Origin of the sequence: Bacillus sp. SKDU12 (genome assembly GCF_010093085.1) — a bacterium.
GTDB lineage: Bacteria > Bacillota > Bacilli > Bacillales > Bacillaceae > Bacillus > Bacillus mexicanus.
Window position 1 is genome coordinate 140,742 of sequence record NZ_MSRC01000011.1, and the last position, 16,156, is coordinate 156,897.

Genomic DNA, 16,156 nt, shown 5'->3' on the forward strand with positions numbered 1-16,156 from the left:
AAACTTCTGTTTCCGCTAAAGCTTTAGAAATTGGCCTTATGTTATCGTACACTTTTGGGAACCCGGCTGCGGTTTTGTTACTCTTGGCGTCCGCTTAGATTGTGAATGATGGCATAACTTAAAAAGAAGCTGAGTTGACTATATTTAATCAGCTTTCAACATCTTTGGAAACTTGTGCATCAAAGAGTCTTCTCTAAATCATGACACAATTTAAATACCATCACTCGTTCACCTGTACGTGAGCTTAAATCAGTATGAAAACTTGTCACTTCTTCTCCGGTTATCGTCAGGATAATATCCTTAAGTTCTTCTATACCTGATTCAACTAACTCCGAACGAGTTTGTTTGATAGATAACATCCCCTCTTTTGATCCGCAAACTGCGTATTCAGCCGGTGTTAAAATCCCTTTTAAATTCACAATGATCATATCCCGCAGTATGTCGGTTTTGACAGATACAGACCCGCGCCCAAGATAATCCTTTTCCCATTGAGTAATGGTCTTGCTGATCTCTGATTCAATAAAACCTTTCGACTTCCTCATATATAAAACATCTCCTGAGCATATTCTATTTATTATATCGTCTCATTAGTATTCTCTTATCACATGTCCTTCATATACACCTTCAATATCCAAATCAGTTTTACCGTTTCTTAAGACCACTATCATTTTTGATAACATATTTTCTTCCATCATAGAGTGTATATGCAAAAACCGAACGCTTCCAAAGTGATTTTTCTCAACTTCTTCATAAGATGTGAAATGATAAAAATCAATTGCTTTTCTCATTACTTTTTTCAAGCATTCCATATTTTCACGATCAAACGAGCTCATTTCCTCTATTGTTCTCGTGATAAAATCAGTTAAATTAGTTCCCATACATTCTCCTTAGATGACAAGCAATAATCAGATGAAGCTTGATGCTGTTTTAATAGCAGGAACCTCCACAATTGAGGATTCTCCATCTTTATGATCAACGATTAAACCCTTTACTTTAACATATGACGGCACTAGTGGATGTTTCCGAATGATATCAACACTTTTTTCAATACAGTCACTGCTGTTTTCATTTAACCATTCATCGACCGTACCGCCTAAAAATTCAGGCTTGCAATGTTGGAAAAGATAATCCAATGTTTGTATTTTGTCTTTCATTGTTTTAAGTTGAGTTAGTCTATTACCTCTAGAAGTCCTCTTATCTTTTGTTCCTACAACAAAAACTTCCTCGACGTTTTCCTGATAAATGGCAAAGATAACAGACCTCATGATTTCTCCATAAGGGTGTGAGATACGGGCACCATAGCTTTGTATCGTCAGCATATTTTCCGCTGGAGTGTCAGTCACTTCTTGCAAAATAGGCTCCAAGCCGTTTTCAATGTCCGTCAAAAATAATACTTTTTTATTTACAATCATACAGCACACCTCTTCTTTCTGTTTATCATTTTTATATGGAGTAGCGAAACTATCTGATAAATGTTTATATGAATCGTTACCAGCTTTCCCAACTTCCTTCTGGATCAATACTAGCCAGTCGAACCCAACCATTTTTCACTTTTTGCAGAAATACTGGGTCATGATTTAATAACCGTTCTACGTATTCTCTCGGTGCTTGAATAACAATCAATAAACGAAGAGGAGAATGATAAGCCTCGTGATCTGATTTCATGACGGATTGCCAAGGCAGTCCTGTTAACAAGTCACTTGTGTTCCCCTGCATCACGCCGAGACCTGCAGTAACAGTTTGAGTCGCTTTATTTCCGCTGCCGTAATAATGGGGTGCTACCGTTGATGCGTAATATTGCAAATTAATCCATTGGGCCACAGTTCCAGGACCTGCAATAATATTTGCCAATAGATCACCGTTTTTATCCTGCTTCCAATCATAATTATGAAGAAAGGCTCTTCCTTCCAAATCACAATCCTGTGTTAGTTCACGTTGGCCGATTATAAAAGATGCATTACGAGCCAGTCCCCATTCAGGACGTATCTCACTCCAATCTTCCGCAAATCGATGTGCTTCAGCCTTCGGATTTTTAAGTTTCGATTGGAAATTCGGCAATTGAGCCAGACGTTCCGCGTTTACATGATGTCTCACTTTCGGCATAACAGCTTCAATTTGTTCAAATGCTTCTTGTGCAGCTTCAGAAAGCTTTGGTACATAAAGCCAATGTAATTCATCTACCGTTGTATAATGTTCAGCCGCTGCAAACACCGTACCCTCAGGGATTTTGATTCCTTCAGTGAAAAGAGCTTCTCTTACTTCTGAAAGATTACATAAAGCAGCTAAAACTCTTGCATTGAATCCGCCGGCCGCTCCGCCGCAGGCACCACAGTCAAGAGCTGCCGCATAAGGATTATTCGTACTTTGGCTTCCATGCCCGCATATCACGACTAATGGTGCGAAATGATCTGTTATCCCCATCATTTTTAAAGCTTGGCGGGCATAGTTCACTTTTTCTTCTTCAGTAAAACCCACAGGTATTTCTGCCTCTGTATCATCATAATGAAGCGAGAGTTTTGTATCAGGTTTGCGCAACCAAGTCTCACGGAGATGACGAATGGAACGGCCCGCTTTTCTTGGCACAAAGCTGCGTGCTGCCATTTGCAGACTAAGCCAAGGCCCGCTTAGCTCAGGCAGAAGTAAGCTCGAAAGTACATTCTGTTTCATCGTTTTAAATGTATGGCTTATGGAATAAACCGTTTGCTTGCGTTGGTTGTATTTTTCGAGCATGTTCTCATCTGCAAACTCTTTTATTTTATGTTGCGGTTTTTGAATAATCGGCAAGGAGGCATGACTGTGTTTACTGCCAAGTTCACAGGTTGCAATCGGCAACCCGAAAAAACCGGCCATACCAATCGTTTCAAACGGCCCTTCTTTTTCTAGATGACGACGAAAAGGTTCTGATCGTACATCAATGCAGAATGCTAATTGAGCTAATGCAGACTTTTTATCGTTGTTTCTTCGTTGTTTCGAAATAATCTTCTGGCTTAATCGATCTGTGTATGTTTGTTCCCAAGCTTCCAGCCAAAGTTTTCTGCGGAGTTTTTCATCAAAACGATAGGCAAATGTTACATATTCGTTTCGTTCACTGGCCGGCATCTGCGACCATTCCTCTAATGTAAGGCCTCCCCAATGAATCCAAGCTGCTAAAAGGGGCGTAATCGAAATCTTTTTCTCAGGCCGCTCATTTTTCAAAGGCAAATACGGCTTTATAAGAGCACACTCCATGGATATTCGAACCGCTAAATATTCTGTTAGGAGTGAACGTTCATGGTTCGATTGCTGGGAGCGCCAAAGCATCATCCCTGCCCATCCAGGCAAGGAAAGCAAATGACCTTCAAGATAAGTCTGGATTTCTGATGCTGGGATTTCCAATGCGGATAATGATTCTTGTAAAGCCATATGTGCCTCTTGCGGCCAATCTTTTAATCTTTTACGCTCCTGTTTAAGAAGTGCTGGATCGTATTGAATAAGATGCTGCCAGGCACGATAGAATCCTTCCTCACGATTAGGCATTGTCCAACCGGCTTGAGAATCATCAAGATATAATTTACTCCACTTAATAACATGCTGATCAAGTATGTTGACTAACCTTTCACCATCTTGATTCTTTATATAAGAACTGATCGGCTGCATAAAAACATTCTCGACATGATCCAATCCGCTGCATTCATTCACCAATTTCTCCAGCTCATGTGATGATAAGAGATTGGACGGCAATGGATCTAACTTTAAACCAGCACGGCAAAATCGCTCTGCTGCATCCCGCGGGATGGTAAAGGAATGTGAATCAAGCCAGCTCTGCAGTCCCAGTTCCACAAACTCTTCATCAATCTCACCTTTATTCCTTGCTGAACGAATCATAGACGCACTAGGGTATATATCAACATCACGAGTGTTTTTCAACCAGCTCATCACCTGATCAAAAGGTTGGTTTTCAAGCCCCATCCATGGATTGCGGGCAGCAAATGCAGAAATAGGCCAAAGCGGCGCAATCACTCGGCTGGCAGACTGAATGAAAACGTTAAGCTCACTTTCTTGAATCTCAGTATCTGTATTTTTCTTTTTTATATTTTCTTTCGTTAATACGGATGTCATGCCCATCTCAGATTAGCTCCTTATGATAAATATTGTTTAAGGTAGTCTGGGTGACTCTCTACTGTCTTTGGTTTTGCTTCTCCTAACCGCACTAACCAAAGATAGAGTACCGCAGAGAAAACAGAAGAACGTTGACGAGCAACCCATGCACCTAAAGCACCGCCAAATAGCAATAGACATACGACAATGATGACAGCTGACATTGGAGGTTGAACACTTTGTAAAACGGTTGTATGCAGCCAATGATAGAAAAGGTTATGAATGATAAAATATACGAGGGCTGTTGCTCCTAAAAATGTTAAGCCAACAATTCGGCCCATTTTCCCCTTTCCAAAAGCTACGAGCTGAGTCCAAGAAACAGACAATGACCATCCTAAGATCAGCGCGCTAATGAGTTGATACCCCTCTCCAGGAGCAGCGAGCCAAAAAGCAACCCCTATCACTAAGGCTAACGTACGACCAGCCATGATCCATAAATAGGTTGATCTCTCATTAGTGCTCACCGATCCTTCATGACGCTGTACTGCTGAACCAACCTGTAAAAACAACGTAGCTTTGAATAAACCATGTAAAATAAGATGAATAATGGCTGCTACATAGGCTCCTAATGCACACTGAATGAGCATAAACCCCATTTGCGCAATCGTAGAGCCGACTAACTGGCGTTTATAGTCAACCTGAACTAAACTAATACCAGTTCCAATCAATACGGAAATACCAGCAAGCAGAAGTAAAATAAATGATGCTATACCTCCATGAAATAGAGGTGAAAATCGAGTTAGTATCATTCCGCCGGCATTTACTAAACCTGCGTGCATAATCGCAGAAACAGGAGTTGGAGCAACAATAGACTCAATTAACCATCGTTGGAAAGGCCATTGAGCTGCAGGAATGATCACTGCTAATACAATTAGTAAATGAATTCCTGTTCTCTCCCAAATCCCCAAATGACCTAAACCTTCATTTGTTAAAATTAAGAATAACCGCCATTGACCTGTGACTTGAAAAAGCCAAATCATCGCGAAAAACAAAGAAAACCAACTTAACAAAAATAACCGGCCAGAAATCTTGGCCGCTTCACTAGCCACATGCCAAGCACTGTTTAACCTGATAAGTAAGGTTAAACCGATAAGAGTTGCTCCCCAGAACATAACCATCAAGCGGAGATCGCCACTTAACCATGTCATTGAAGCAGCACCTGTAGTAAAAGTAAAAAGCGCAAAATATTTTCGATAAGATCGATCTCCCAGTAAGTAACGTACAGAAAAACGCTGAATGACGAAACCAATTGCAAGAACAAAGAAAGTCATTAGACAAGCTAAGGAATCTAAGTGCCAAGGACCAATATCTCCATTCACACTACTATCAGCAAGAAGCAGGAAGGAAAACAAAAGCGGTAAAGCCAAGATACCAATATGAATGCGGACATAACTCAAGGGCACTCGCGGATGTAAAAACAATAGGCCGCTTAACCCAGAAACAATAAGCATAATAAAAAATAATGATGACAAATGAAGCGAAAACAACATTTAAATTCTCCCCTAGGTGAAATTTCCCTGATATTTAATATTTAGTAACGTATTTTTTCAATAAAAAAAGCCGACAACTTCAAAACACAATGATAATCTTAATCATTGAGTCTCGAAAATTGTCGGCTTCACTTCAACTAACTTCAACAAAGTTTTTTGAAGAGCTACCTTAATATTGGTCATTTTACTTTATACAATATGTTAAGTTCCGTCTAAAGGAACAAAATCGTCGTTCATTTAGTACCTTGCATATAAAATATATCGACTTATGTAATTAGGGTCCTTTTTCATGCTTTCAAGATTTAAAATAAAATATTAAAAGAATGCTAAAGGCCTAATTATTTAATAAACATCTGCGCCGATTATTAAGTTAAGTATAAGATATGCTAAATTTTAAACATTGTCAACTATAACTCATATGCTAATTCAGCGTGATTGAAATTTGGCGTTGGAATACGGACAATTTGTTCACTTATAAACGATAGATGGACAAAAAACCCCTTTGGCTAAAGTAACCAAAGGGGTTAAAACACTTTATTCCACAGTAACACTCTTCGCAAGGTTACGCGGTTTATCAACATCACAGCCGCGATGCAGTGCAGCATAGTAAGCAATCAGCTGCAATGGAACAACAGATACCAACGGAGCAAGCGCTGGGTTTACTTCCGGCAGTACGAATCTGTCATCCGCATCGTCTAGGCCTTTCAGTGAGATGATGCATGTGTTTGCACCGCGAGCGGCAACTTCTTTAACGTTTCCGCGGATGCTTAGGTTTACGTGCTCTTGCGTTGCCAAGGCGAATACTGGTGTACCTTGTTCGATCAAGGCAATTGTGCCGTGCTTCAGTTCTCCTCCGGCAAAGCCTTCAGCCTGAATGTAAGAAATCTCTTTCAGCTTCAGTGCGCCTTCAACACATACGAAGTAGTCAAGGCCGCGTCCGATGAAGAAAGCGTTTCTGGATACAGTCAAGTATTCACGGGCGATCATTTCCATTTCGTCTTTTTGGTCGCAAAGAGCTTCCATTGCATTTGCAGCAATACCGAGTTCTTTGACGAGATCAAATCCGATATCGATGCCGCTTTTTTCAGCAGCCACAGATGCAAGAACCGCTAGAACTGCGATTTGTGCAGTATATGCTTTCGTTGATGCAACAGCGATTTCAGGGCCTGCGTGAAGAAGCAATGTGTAATCAGCTTCACGAGAAAGCGTTGATCCCGGTACGTTTGTGATTGTCAGCGCTTTGTGTCCGAGCGCTTTGACTTGAACAAGAACTGCGCGGCTGTCTGCTGTTTCTCCGCTTTGTGATAAGAAAATAAAGAGCGGTTTCTTAGACAGAAGCGGCATATTGTAAGAGAATTCACTCGCTACATGCACTTCAACCGGCACGTTTGCCCACATTTCAATATATTGTTTACCGACAAGTCCTGCATGGTAGCTTGTTCCGCAGCCAATGATATAGATACGGTCCGCTTCCGCTACAGCGGAAGCGATATCGCCGGGCACAGACAGTTTGCCGTTTTCATCTTGATACGTTTGGATGATTTTGCGCATAACAACAGGCTGCTCATCCGTTTCTTTCAACATGTAGTGAGGGTACGTACCTTTTTCAATATCACTTGCATCCAGCTCAGCGATATAAGAAGCACGCGTAATGACGTCACCATCAAGGTTTTTGATGACAACTTGATCATCAGTGACGATAACCATTTCTTTATCCATCAGCTCTACGTACTCGTTGGTTACTTGAAGCATTGCCATCGCATCAGATGCTACAACGTTGAATGTATCTCCAAGACCGACTAATAGAGGGCTTTTGTTTTTCGCTACAAAAATCGTTTCTCTGTTGTCGTTGTCGAATAAAGCAATCGCATAAGAACCTTTTAACAGTGTAAGTGTTTTGCGGAACGCTTCTTCTGTCTCAAGACCTCCATTGACCAATTGCTCGATTACTTGAACAACTACTTCTGTATCGGTGTCACTTTTGAGCTCTACATCTTGTAAATACTCTTGTTTCAGCTGAACATAGTTCTCGATCACGCCGTTATGAACAAGTGTAAAGCGGCCCAGTGCGCTTTGATGCGGGTGGGCGTTCAGATAGCTTGGTTCGCCGTGTGTTGCCCAGCGAGTATGGCCAATTCCAGCTTTCGCTTCTACATTGGCATCCACAACTTCACGAAGATCCGCAATGCGTCCTTTTTCTTTGAACACATGGACTCCCTGATCGTTGGCAACTGCGATACCGGCAGAGTCATATCCGCGGTATTCAAGCTTTTCTAACCCTTTCAACAAAATTTCCTTCGCATCAAGCTGACCGATATAACCTACGATTCCACACATATTTTCTTCCTCCTAAGATTGTAAAAGGAGACGAAGAAAGTCAAAATTCAAGGGGACTTTCAATCGTCCCCTCCTACATGTTTTTGGAAGATCATGTGATTTCTCTTTGTTCAAGGAGTCACCCCCTTAGTTTGAAGAAATCCTTACGGCTGTGATCTGCACACTCAGCCGGGAGGCATCCGCCGAAAATTCGATAACCTCCGTCCTCGTCAACTAAGCCTTTTTTCGGGCGCTTAGTTCGGGCGCTATTATTATAGGTGAAACAATCATCCCGTCTTTTAAAACAAGCACAAGACAAGCTTGATTTTACAGCATGTGACATAAACGGTCAATTGTTTTTTTAAACAACCTTGCCGTATGTCTCACAATTATCATATGTAAATCTCGCTTGTCTTGTTCGCTCTAAAAATAGACTTCGTTACTCTAATCCCATTTCTGACCGGACGACTTCAACAATGCGATTGACATACTCATCGCACAATTCTTTCGTCTTGGCTTCAGCCATTACGCGAACGAGCGGCTCAGTGCCTGAAGGGCGTACCAATATCCGGCCGTCACCGTTCATTTCTTTTTCAACTTCAGAAATAACAGCTTTTACTTTTTCGTTTTCTTCGACTTTATATTTATCAGTCACTCTCACATTAACCAATAGCTGGGGGAACTTCTGCATCTCAGCCGCAAGCTCTGACAGCGGCTTGCCGGTCGCTTTCAAAGTATTCATCAGCATAATAGCAGACAGCAATCCGTCGCCTGTCGTGTTGTAATCAAGGAATATAAGATGCCCTGACTGCTCACCGCCGACATTGTAGCTGTCTTTTTTCATCGCTTCTACGACGTAACGGTCACCGACAGCCGTCTGCACGCTTTTGATGCCTTCTTTTTCAAGGGCCTTATAGAAGCCGAGGTTGCTCATTACCGTTGAAACCACTGTATCATCCTTTAAACGGCCCTCTGATTTCAGGTATTTTGAGCATATGTACATGATTTGGTCGCCGTCAACGATATTTCCCTTTTCATCGACAGCGATTAGGCGGTCGCCGTCACCATCGAATGCAAGGCCGAGATCGGCATTTTTCTCTTTGACAAACGCGCTGAGTGCTTCAGGATGAGTTGATCCGACGCCATCATTAATGTTTAACCCGTTCGGAGAAGTCCCCATCGTTGAAACATCTGCATCTAAATCAGCAAACAAGTGCGTCGCCAACGATGACGTTGCGCCATGTGCGCAGTCTAGTGCCACATGAATGCCTGTAAAATCTTCATCCGCTGTTTGTTTTAAGAATTGCAGGTATTTTTGCCCGCCTTCAAAATAATCGTTTACAAGCCCAAGATCGGCTCCTACCGGTCTTGGCAGCTTATCTTCCGGTTCATCCATCAGGCGCTCAATTTCATCTTCCTGTTCGTCAGAAAGCTTGAATCCGTCTCCCCCAAAAAATTTGATTCCGTTATCCTGCACTGGGTTGTGAGAAGCAGAAATCATGACGCCTGCCTCTGCATCCATCGCTTTCGTTAAATAAGATACACCAGGTGTAGAGATGACACCCAGACGCATGACTTCTGCGCCTATAGATAAAAGTCCGGCGACAAGGGCTCCTTCCAGCATATGGCCGGAAATACGTGTATCGCGGCCTATCAGCACTTTTGGACGTTGTTTGTCTTTTGTCAAAACATATCCGCCGAAACGTCCGACTTTAAAGGCCAGCTCAGGTGTAAGCTCACTATTAGCGACACCTCTTACACCGTCTGTTCCAAAATACTTGCCCATTTTATAATCGCTCCTTTTTTATTCTGATGATGATTGTGAATCTGCAGCAGATTCATCCTCACCCTGTTTTTGATCTTCGTCTTGTTTTTGATCATTGCTGTTTTTATCATTGTTCGTTGTGTCTTTTTGCTTGTTGTTATCTTGGTCATTCGTTTGCTTATCTGTGTCATCCTGTTTCCCTGATGTATTGCCACTATCATTAGTATCGCTTTTTTTAGACGTCAGCTTAATTCTGGCGTTCTTTTGAGCCAAGGACCAGGTTACATTTTGAGGTCCATTCACTTCAAGCTTTACGCTATGCTCCCCGTCATTTAAATCTGAAACATTCACATACAAATCAATATCTGATTTCTTGAGTTTATTTATATTTGCGGGAGAGCCTTTAGCCGTCACGTCTAACGCTTGCGATGCAGGATCTAAAAATTCAATGTTTTGCGAGCTGCTCAATCCTACAGTCTTGATCGTCACATTCTCAAACTTCTGATCCGCTTCACTATCTACTTCTATATGCAAAGTTACCTTTGACGGCGAGATTTTTTTAACGCCGTCAGGAAGCGGAATATCCGCCTCGACATCGGAATCCTTGTTGATTTTGCTTAAATCTAAGCTGACACCGTCAATAAATTCAAGAGAATCCAACACATCCTGCGAGCCGTAAACCGTTACCTCACTGGGGTTGGATTCAATATTCGCTATGCTGACACCGTCAGGTAGGCTTCCCGTCCGTTCAACTTTAAAGGGCAGTTTTTTACTCGGGCTTGTCACTGGAACGGTAATCTTGATGACAGAGGGCTCCACATCGACAGGAAGCGCATTTCCATCTTTATCATAGACAGTCACTTTCGCTTCCTTTTCGATCGTTTCATCTGCATTTTCCAAGTTCACTGAGGCTTTCACAAGAGAAATACGATCAATTACATTTTTAGACCCTATAATCTGCACATGTTTCGGACTGACAATCGGCTGCTCTGGAGAATAGCCTTTTTTCATCTTGCTTTTATTGTAGTACTCCACTTCTACAGGAAAACTTTTCATCGTCCGTTCCTGAATGGTCACTGTCGTAACAGAAGGATTAATTGAGATTGTCAGCCCATCCGACACGTTTTTAGCCTTAAGCTCGACTTTATGTGTGCCGGTTTTTAAATTTCCCATATCAGCATATATTTCGAAATTTTTGGTCTGCCTAGCCTTTTTCACGGCGCTTGTCGAGCCTTTTATCGTAACATTAACCGTTTGCGGAACACCTGTTACAACGTAATTTTCATCATCATAATACGCTTTAACCGGAATATCAGTCAGTGTTGCTTCATCAGTCGTTGATGTCGGAAAGAAAGATTCACCCGGTTTTTTCGGGGTTGGTGCCTGATTGCTATTAACCGCCACATAAAGCAAGAGCGCGAAAAGCAGCGCAATAATTTTCACAGCCCAGCGGTTGTTTAAGAATTTATCCATTTTTCTTACCCCTCCAATACCAGCGGTTAGAAGAAGTGTCTTTGGTGTTTTTCTTAAACTCGGCTTCAAGCATTTCTTTCAACGCTTCTTCCGTCAGTTCTCTGTGAAGATCGCCATTCCTCGCCACACTGACGCCGCCGGTCTCTTCAGACACAATAATTGTCATACTGTCTGTTACTTCACTGATCCCGACAGCTGCTCTGTGCCGCGTGCCCAGTTCTTTTGAAATGAACGGGCTTTCAGAAAGCGGCAAATAACACGCAGCGGCGGCGATCTCATTATCCTTCATGATCACCGCACCATCATGAAGCGGGGTGTTCGGAATAAAAATATTGATCAAAAGCTCTGAACTGACTTTGGCATTCAAAGGGATGCCAGTCTCAATATAATCTCCCATTCCGGTATCCCGTTCTATGGTCAGCAGGGCACCTATACGTCGTTTCGCCATATAATTGATTGATTTCGTGATGGCTTCAATCGTTTTCTGCTGCGCTTCCTCTACAGGTGTGCCGCTCCTTGAAAAGAAGCGCCCGCGGCCAAGCTGTTCAAGCGCTCTTCTCAGCTCAGGCTGAAAAATAATTATAATTGCTAAAAATCCCCATGTTATCGCTTGGTCCATCAGCCATTGAAGCGTACTGAGGCCCAAATATTGGCTGGCCATACGGACAAGCACGATCACGACAATTCCTTTTAACAGCTGAACCGCTTTCGTGCCGCGTATCACCATAATCAATTTATATATCACATACCAAACAAGGAGAATATCAACGGCATTGCCGAGGTACTGCAAAAAAGGGATATCCTCAAAAGCCATTTCCTCGTCCTCCAAGAATTCAGTCATTTCGTATTTTGTGTTTAACGTGTTACGCATATGTACTTTACATAGCGAGCCCATTATACCACATTTCGATTTGGCAAGTGAAATGTGCCACCCCTCTCTGCCCATAAAAAAAAGAGCAAAGCGGCTGTTCGCTTTACTCTTTTTCATCCGAGTGTAATACCTTGACGACACTTTTACCCGCAGACTTCATCTTGTACCATGTCCAGTCGAATAATTGATTGATTTCTTCAATCTGACCGGTGACTTGTCCAGCAGAGGCCATATACTTTTCGCCGTTTACAACGGTTACATCCCCGTCTATTTTGCCTTTAATGATCAGCTTTCCGTTTTTAACAGTCACATCGCCTTTGACCGTCTCACCTTCCGGCACAGTCACGATGTGGTTTTGCACCACAAGATTCGGCTGCTTAGATACGCTGAAGTTTTGGTCATTATGCCAGCTGTTAAAAAAACCTCCGCCCATCAAAATGATGAATACCGCAGCAGCTGCGATAACAGGATGGGTTCTGAACCATCTTTTCACAGAGGCTCTTTTCTTCTCCTTCGGCAATTTCGCCATGACATTAGCGGTAAAATCCGCGGGGGCTTCAACATGCGATGTGCTCCGGACGAGCGCGATCGATTTTTCCATCTCGTAAAAATGCTTTCGGCATTTCTCGCATGTCTCCAGATGTTCATTTAATATCTGTTCATCTTTTGGAAGGATATCTCCATCAAGATGCATATGCATAAGCTGCACAATTTGTTCAGGACAGCTCATTTCATCACCCCACTTAAAGATCTCTTAATTGTTTTCTAAGAGCCTCTCTGCCCCTATGGATACGTGTTTTCACAGTTCCCACAGGAATGTTCAAGATCTCGCCGATTTCAATTAATGAGAGTTCGTCGATATACTTTAATACGATGACTGTTCTGTATTTGTCAGGAAGCTTTAAAATTTTCTGCTGAATCGTGTTCGAGAGTTCCAGGGACACTACTTCATCTTCTGGCAAAACTCCATCTGCGGCAATTTGCGAATACATGGTCAGACCTTCTGTACCAGCCACCTTTGCATCGAGGTAATAATCCGGCTTCTTTTTGCGAATACGGTCAATTGTTAAATTGGTCGCGATTCGATAAAGCCAAGTTGAAAATTTCCGGTTAATATCAAAACTGTCGATATTAACGTACGCTCTGATAAAAGCCTCTTGTGCAATGTCTTCCGCCTCATGCACATTGCCAAGCATACGGTAGCAAAGCTGATAAATCTTATCCTTGTAAATATCTACGATGTCCGCAAATGCATCTTGGTCGCCTTTTTTGACTTGTTTAATTCTTTTTTTAATCATTATTTCCATATTTATCTAACCTCTGCCTTCACCGGTCTGTATGTATACGAGCTTCGTTTCAAAAGGTTTCAATTTTTTATAAAATAAGTTTAACAAATTTTTGGCAGGGTGTAGATGGTAATTCGTGAATAAACTACCTTAACATATTTTTAAAATTATTATACAGACTGAACAGTTAGAAGTTGAAATTATTTTAAAATAGAAAAAAGACACCTTTTGGTCAAAGGTGTCTGTGACTGGGCTAGCTGGATTCGAACCAACGCATGACGGAGTCAAAGTCCGTTGCCTTACCGCTTGGCTATAGCCCAATAATGGTGGAGGGGGGCAGATTCGAACTGCCGAACCCTGAGGGAGCGGATTTACAGTCCGCCGCGTTTAGCCACTTCGCTACCCCTCCATATTCATGTGAGAAAACAGTGCCGGCAAGAGGACTTGAACCCCCAACCTACTGATTACAAGTCAGTTGCTCTACCAATTGAGCTACACCGGCAAGATGGTGGAGGATGACGGGCTCGAACCGCCGACCCTCTGCTTGTAAGGCAGATGCTCTCCCAGCTGAGCTAATCCTCCAAATGGTGACCCGTACGGGATTCGAACCCGTGTTACCGCCGTGAAAGGGCGGTGTCTTAACCGCTTGACCAACGGGCCGTTTGTGTTCTCGTCGAGCTGACAAAAGTTATTATATACAGGTTAATGCATGTTTGTAAAGAGAAAAATTATTTTTTTTATTTTCAAACTTTTTAACTCCTTTTTTAACTGAAAAAGCCTCCCGCCATTCCTCATTTATTTTATGATAGAGACAAGCAAAGGCATGAGAGGGGAAACCACTATGATTCTAGTCAGTTCTTGCCTTGGGGGCATTGAATGCAGATATAACGGCTCACATGCAGCATCAGAGAAAATCAGAAAACTTGTCGATCAAAAGAAAGCAGTCATGGCATGTCCTGAGCTCCTCGGCGGCTTCTCAACTCCCCGTGAACCTGCTGAAATCATCGGAGGCACCGGTGAGGATGTTCTTAATGGGACCGCAAAAATCGTGACAGCTTCCGGTGAAGATGTAACCAAATTATATATGGAAGGCGCATCTAAAACATTAGCTTACGCAAAAGAAATCAATGCCTCTGCCATCATATTAAAAGAAAACAGCCCATCATGCGGAAGCGGTTTTATCTATAATGGCACATTTACCGGAAAAAAAACCCCCGGCAGCGGAGTAACTGCCGCTCTGTTAAAACAAGCAGGCTACCGCGTTATTTCCGAAAATCAGCTAGACGATATATTGTAAGGAGGTCTCCACATGACTCTAGACATTTCTTTATCCTTCTATAAGCCCGAACACTTATCAGAGCTTGAATCATTCAAGCTAAATAATGATGACAAACGCTTTACCTCTCTCCCCAAAGAGGTGCTGACTCAGGCCCTGAGCATACGGGACCGGTATCCGGTTGTCATCTTAAACGACAATCTGCCAATTGGTTTTTTCATTTTACATACATCAAAAGAAACGCTTGAGCCCTATTCTAACAATCCATTTGCCTTACTGCTAAGTTCTCTTTCTTTAAATGCTGTTCATCAAGGAAAAGGCTATGCGAAAAAAGCAATGCTTCTGCTTCCCTCTTTTGTGAGCGGTTATTTTCCATGGTGCGATGAAATGATTCTGGCCGTCAACCATCTGAACACTCGCGCAAAGCACCTTTATATGAAATGCGGGTTCATTGATAAAGGCAGGAGAAGAATCGGACCGCTTGGAGAACAGCTAGTTCTTCATTATTTCTTATAGACGTATTGAAATAAAATTTCAATACTATAAAAACATAGTTGAAATATCACAACAGAAATGAATATACTGAATATTGAATATACGATAAAGCAGGGGGCATCCTCATGTCAAAACCATTAGACCTTCACCGTCTTACAACGGAATCCCGCAATAGCCAAACAACCGACATTCACAAGGCAAACACTCTCGGTATCCTCAAAATGATTAACAACGAAGATTTGAAAGTCGCTGCTGCCGTACAGCAGGTTCTCCCCGACATTCAAACAGCTGTAGACTGCGCGTACGACTCGTTTCAAAATGGAGGCCGGCTCATCTACATAGGCGCCGGTACAAGCGGAAGACTCGGTGTCATGGATGCCGTCGAATGTCCTCCCACCTATAGTGTAAGCCGAGACCAGGTCATCGGAATCATGGCTGGCGGCCCCAAAGCATTTTTGCAGGCGACCGAAGGAATTGAAGATAGTGAAGAAGCAGGAGCTGAGGATTTAAAAAACATACACCTCACTTCTAACGACACTGTCCTCGCCGTCGCGGCAAGCGGCCGCACACCATATGCGGCAGGCGCCCTAACATATGCCCGCAAAGCCGGAGCACACACCATCGCCCTTACCAGTAATAAAAATTCCGCCATCAGCAAGAATGCCGATCACAGCATTGAGGTTGTCGTTGGACCTGAAGCTATTACAGGATCAACACGTATGAAAGCGGCAACCGCTCATAAAATGATTCTAAACATGATATCTACCGCTGTAATGGTCAAAATCGGCAAGGTTTACGAAAACTTGATGGTAGACGTCAACGTCAGTAATAACAAACTAAAAGAACGTGCCATCAGTATCATCCAAAGCCTCACCAATGCCCCATACGACACAGCCAAGCATACTCTGGAACAAGCCAATTATCACGTCAAAACAGCAATCGTCATGCTCAAAACAAACACAGATCAGGAACAAGCAAAGACATTGCTCGATGAAGCGAACGGTTTCATAGACAAAGCAATCGAAAATGACCATCCATGATAAGGAG

General features: G+C 42.5%; 13 protein-coding genes, 5 tRNA genes and 1 pseudogene. 3 read left to right on the forward strand and 16 right to left on the reverse strand.

Going from position 1 to position 16,156, the window contains the following annotated elements:
- Positions 1–179: 179 nt before the first annotated feature.
- From BTW01_RS11625 to BTW01_RS11700, 16 genes and pseudogenes are all read right to left on the reverse strand, one after another.
- The gene (locus BTW01_RS11625; RefSeq protein WP_162103136.1) at positions 180–542 is read right to left on the reverse strand and encodes a DUF2294 domain-containing protein; all 363 of its coding nucleotides are present in this window, start codon (positions 540–542) and stop codon (positions 180–182) included.
- 45 nt (positions 543–587) lie between these two features.
- The gene (locus BTW01_RS11630) at positions 588–878 is read right to left on the reverse strand and encodes a DUF6407 family protein (RefSeq protein ID WP_162103137.1); all 291 of its coding nucleotides are present in this window, start codon (positions 876–878) and stop codon (positions 588–590) included.
- Positions 863–1,412, reverse strand: a pseudogene (locus BTW01_RS11635) (carbonic anhydrase). The gene BTW01_RS11630 and the pseudogene BTW01_RS11635 overlap by 16 nt, the downstream one beginning before the upstream one ends.
- A 76-nt stretch (positions 1,413–1,488) precedes the next feature.
- Positions 1,489–4,104 (reverse strand): DUF2309 domain-containing protein, encoded by a 2,616-nt coding sequence (locus tag BTW01_RS11640; RefSeq protein ID WP_162103138.1) that lies wholly within the window; start codon positions 4,102–4,104, stop codon positions 1,489–1,491.
- A gap of 14 nt (positions 4,105–4,118) precedes the next feature.
- Positions 4,119–5,627 (reverse strand): NADH dehydrogenase subunit 5, encoded by a 1,509-nt coding sequence (locus BTW01_RS11645; protein ID WP_162103139.1) that lies wholly within the window; start codon positions 5,625–5,627, stop codon positions 4,119–4,121.
- Positions 5,628–6,161: 534 nt separating this feature from the next.
- Positions 6,162–7,964, reverse strand: a complete 1,803-nt coding sequence (glmS, locus tag BTW01_RS11650) for a glutamine--fructose-6-phosphate transaminase (isomerizing) (RefSeq protein ID WP_162103140.1) — start codon at positions 7,962–7,964, stop codon at positions 6,162–6,164.
- A gap of 418 nt (positions 7,965–8,382) precedes the next feature.
- Complete coding sequence (gene glmM, locus BTW01_RS11655; protein WP_162103141.1) at positions 8,383–9,729, reverse strand: phosphoglucosamine mutase; 1,347 nt, start codon at positions 9,727–9,729, stop codon at positions 8,383–8,385.
- An 18-nt stretch (positions 9,730–9,747) separates the two neighbouring features.
- On the reverse strand, positions 9,748–11,181 hold the full coding sequence (locus BTW01_RS11660) for a YbbR-like domain-containing protein (protein ID WP_162103142.1): 1,434 nt from the start codon (positions 11,179–11,181) through the stop codon (positions 9,748–9,750).
- A complete protein-coding gene (cdaA, locus tag BTW01_RS11665) occupies positions 11,174–11,995 on the reverse strand; it encodes a diadenylate cyclase CdaA (protein WP_162103143.1) in 822 nt (273 codons plus the stop codon). Before cdaA ends, BTW01_RS11660 begins: the two co-directional genes overlap by 8 nt.
- Before the next feature lie 160 nt (positions 11,996–12,155).
- On the reverse strand, positions 12,156–12,782 hold the full coding sequence (gene rsiW / locus BTW01_RS11670) for an anti-sigma-W factor RsiW (protein ID WP_162103144.1): 627 nt from the start codon (positions 12,780–12,782) through the stop codon (positions 12,156–12,158).
- Between the two features lie 13 nt (positions 12,783–12,795).
- Positions 12,796–13,359 carry an RNA polymerase sigma factor SigW gene (gene sigW, locus BTW01_RS11675; RefSeq protein WP_162103145.1) on the reverse strand — a complete coding sequence of 188 codons (564 nt, stop codon included), beginning with the start codon at positions 13,357–13,359 and terminating at the stop codon, positions 12,796–12,798.
- A 227-nt stretch (positions 13,360–13,586) separates the two neighbouring features.
- Positions 13,587–13,658: transfer RNA gene (locus tag BTW01_RS11680), tRNA-Gln, on the reverse strand.
- 4 nt (positions 13,659–13,662) lie between these two features.
- Positions 13,663–13,747, reverse strand: a tRNA-Tyr gene (locus BTW01_RS11685).
- A 20-nt stretch (positions 13,748–13,767) separates the two neighbouring features.
- Positions 13,768–13,840, reverse strand: a tRNA-Thr gene (locus tag BTW01_RS11690).
- 4 nt (positions 13,841–13,844) lie between these two features.
- A tRNA-Val gene (locus BTW01_RS11695) sits at positions 13,845–13,920 on the reverse strand.
- Positions 13,921–13,923: 3 nt separating this feature from the next.
- A tRNA-Glu gene (locus BTW01_RS11700) sits at positions 13,924–13,998 on the reverse strand.
- A 181-nt stretch (positions 13,999–14,179) separates the two neighbouring features.
- Between BTW01_RS11700 and BTW01_RS11705 the strand changes: the two genes are divergently transcribed.
- The 3 genes from BTW01_RS11705 (at position 14,180) to murQ (ending at position 16,149) form a co-directional block, all read left to right on the forward strand.
- Positions 14,180–14,635 (forward strand): DUF523 domain-containing protein, encoded by a 456-nt coding sequence (locus BTW01_RS11705; RefSeq protein WP_162103146.1) that lies wholly within the window; start codon positions 14,180–14,182, stop codon positions 14,633–14,635.
- Between the two features lie 12 nt (positions 14,636–14,647).
- Positions 14,648–15,130 (forward strand): GNAT family N-acetyltransferase, encoded by a 483-nt coding sequence (locus tag BTW01_RS11710; protein WP_162103147.1) that lies wholly within the window; start codon positions 14,648–14,650, stop codon positions 15,128–15,130.
- A 104-nt stretch (positions 15,131–15,234) separates the two neighbouring features.
- Positions 15,235–16,149: an N-acetylmuramic acid 6-phosphate etherase gene (gene murQ, locus BTW01_RS11715; protein ID WP_162103148.1), complete on the forward strand. Its 915-nt coding sequence runs from the start codon at positions 15,235–15,237 to the stop codon at positions 16,147–16,149.
- Positions 16,150–16,156 lie beyond the last annotated feature (7 nt).

Coding starts and splice junctions, on each gene's coding strand:
- BTW01_RS11625 (WP_162103136.1), bottom strand. CDS start 542: ATGAGGAAGTCGAAAGGTTTTATTGAATCAGAGATCAGCAAGACCATT.
- BTW01_RS11630 (WP_162103137.1), bottom strand. CDS start 878: ATGGGAACTAATTTAACTGATTTTATCACGAGAACAATAGAGGAAATG.
- BTW01_RS11640 (WP_162103138.1), bottom strand. CDS start 4,104: ATGGGCATGACATCCGTATTAACGAAAGAAAATATAAAAAAGAAAAAT.
- BTW01_RS11645 (WP_162103139.1), bottom strand. CDS start 5,627: ATGTTGTTTTCGCTTCATTTGTCATCATTATTTTTTATTATGCTTATT.
- glmS (WP_162103140.1), bottom strand. CDS start 7,964: ATGTGTGGAATCGTAGGTTATATCGGTCAGCTTGATGCGAAGGAAATT.
- glmM (WP_162103141.1), bottom strand. CDS start 9,729: ATGGGCAAGTATTTTGGAACAGACGGTGTAAGAGGTGTCGCTAATAGT.
- BTW01_RS11660 (WP_162103142.1), bottom strand. CDS start 11,181: ATGGATAAATTCTTAAACAACCGCTGGGCTGTGAAAATTATTGCGCTG.
- cdaA (WP_162103143.1), bottom strand. CDS start 11,995: ATGGCTTTTGAGGATATCCCTTTTTTGCAGTACCTCGGCAATGCCGTT.
- rsiW (WP_162103144.1), bottom strand. CDS start 12,782: ATGAGCTGTCCTGAACAAATTGTGCAGCTTATGCATATGCATCTTGAT.
- sigW (WP_162103145.1), bottom strand. CDS start 13,359: ATGGAAATAATGATTAAAAAAAGAATTAAACAAGTCAAAAAAGGCGAC.
- BTW01_RS11705 (WP_162103146.1), top strand. CDS start 14,180: ATGATTCTAGTCAGTTCTTGCCTTGGGGGCATTGAATGCAGATATAAC.
- BTW01_RS11710 (WP_162103147.1), top strand. CDS start 14,648: ATGACTCTAGACATTTCTTTATCCTTCTATAAGCCCGAACACTTATCA.
- murQ (WP_162103148.1), top strand. CDS start 15,235: ATGTCAAAACCATTAGACCTTCACCGTCTTACAACGGAATCCCGCAAT.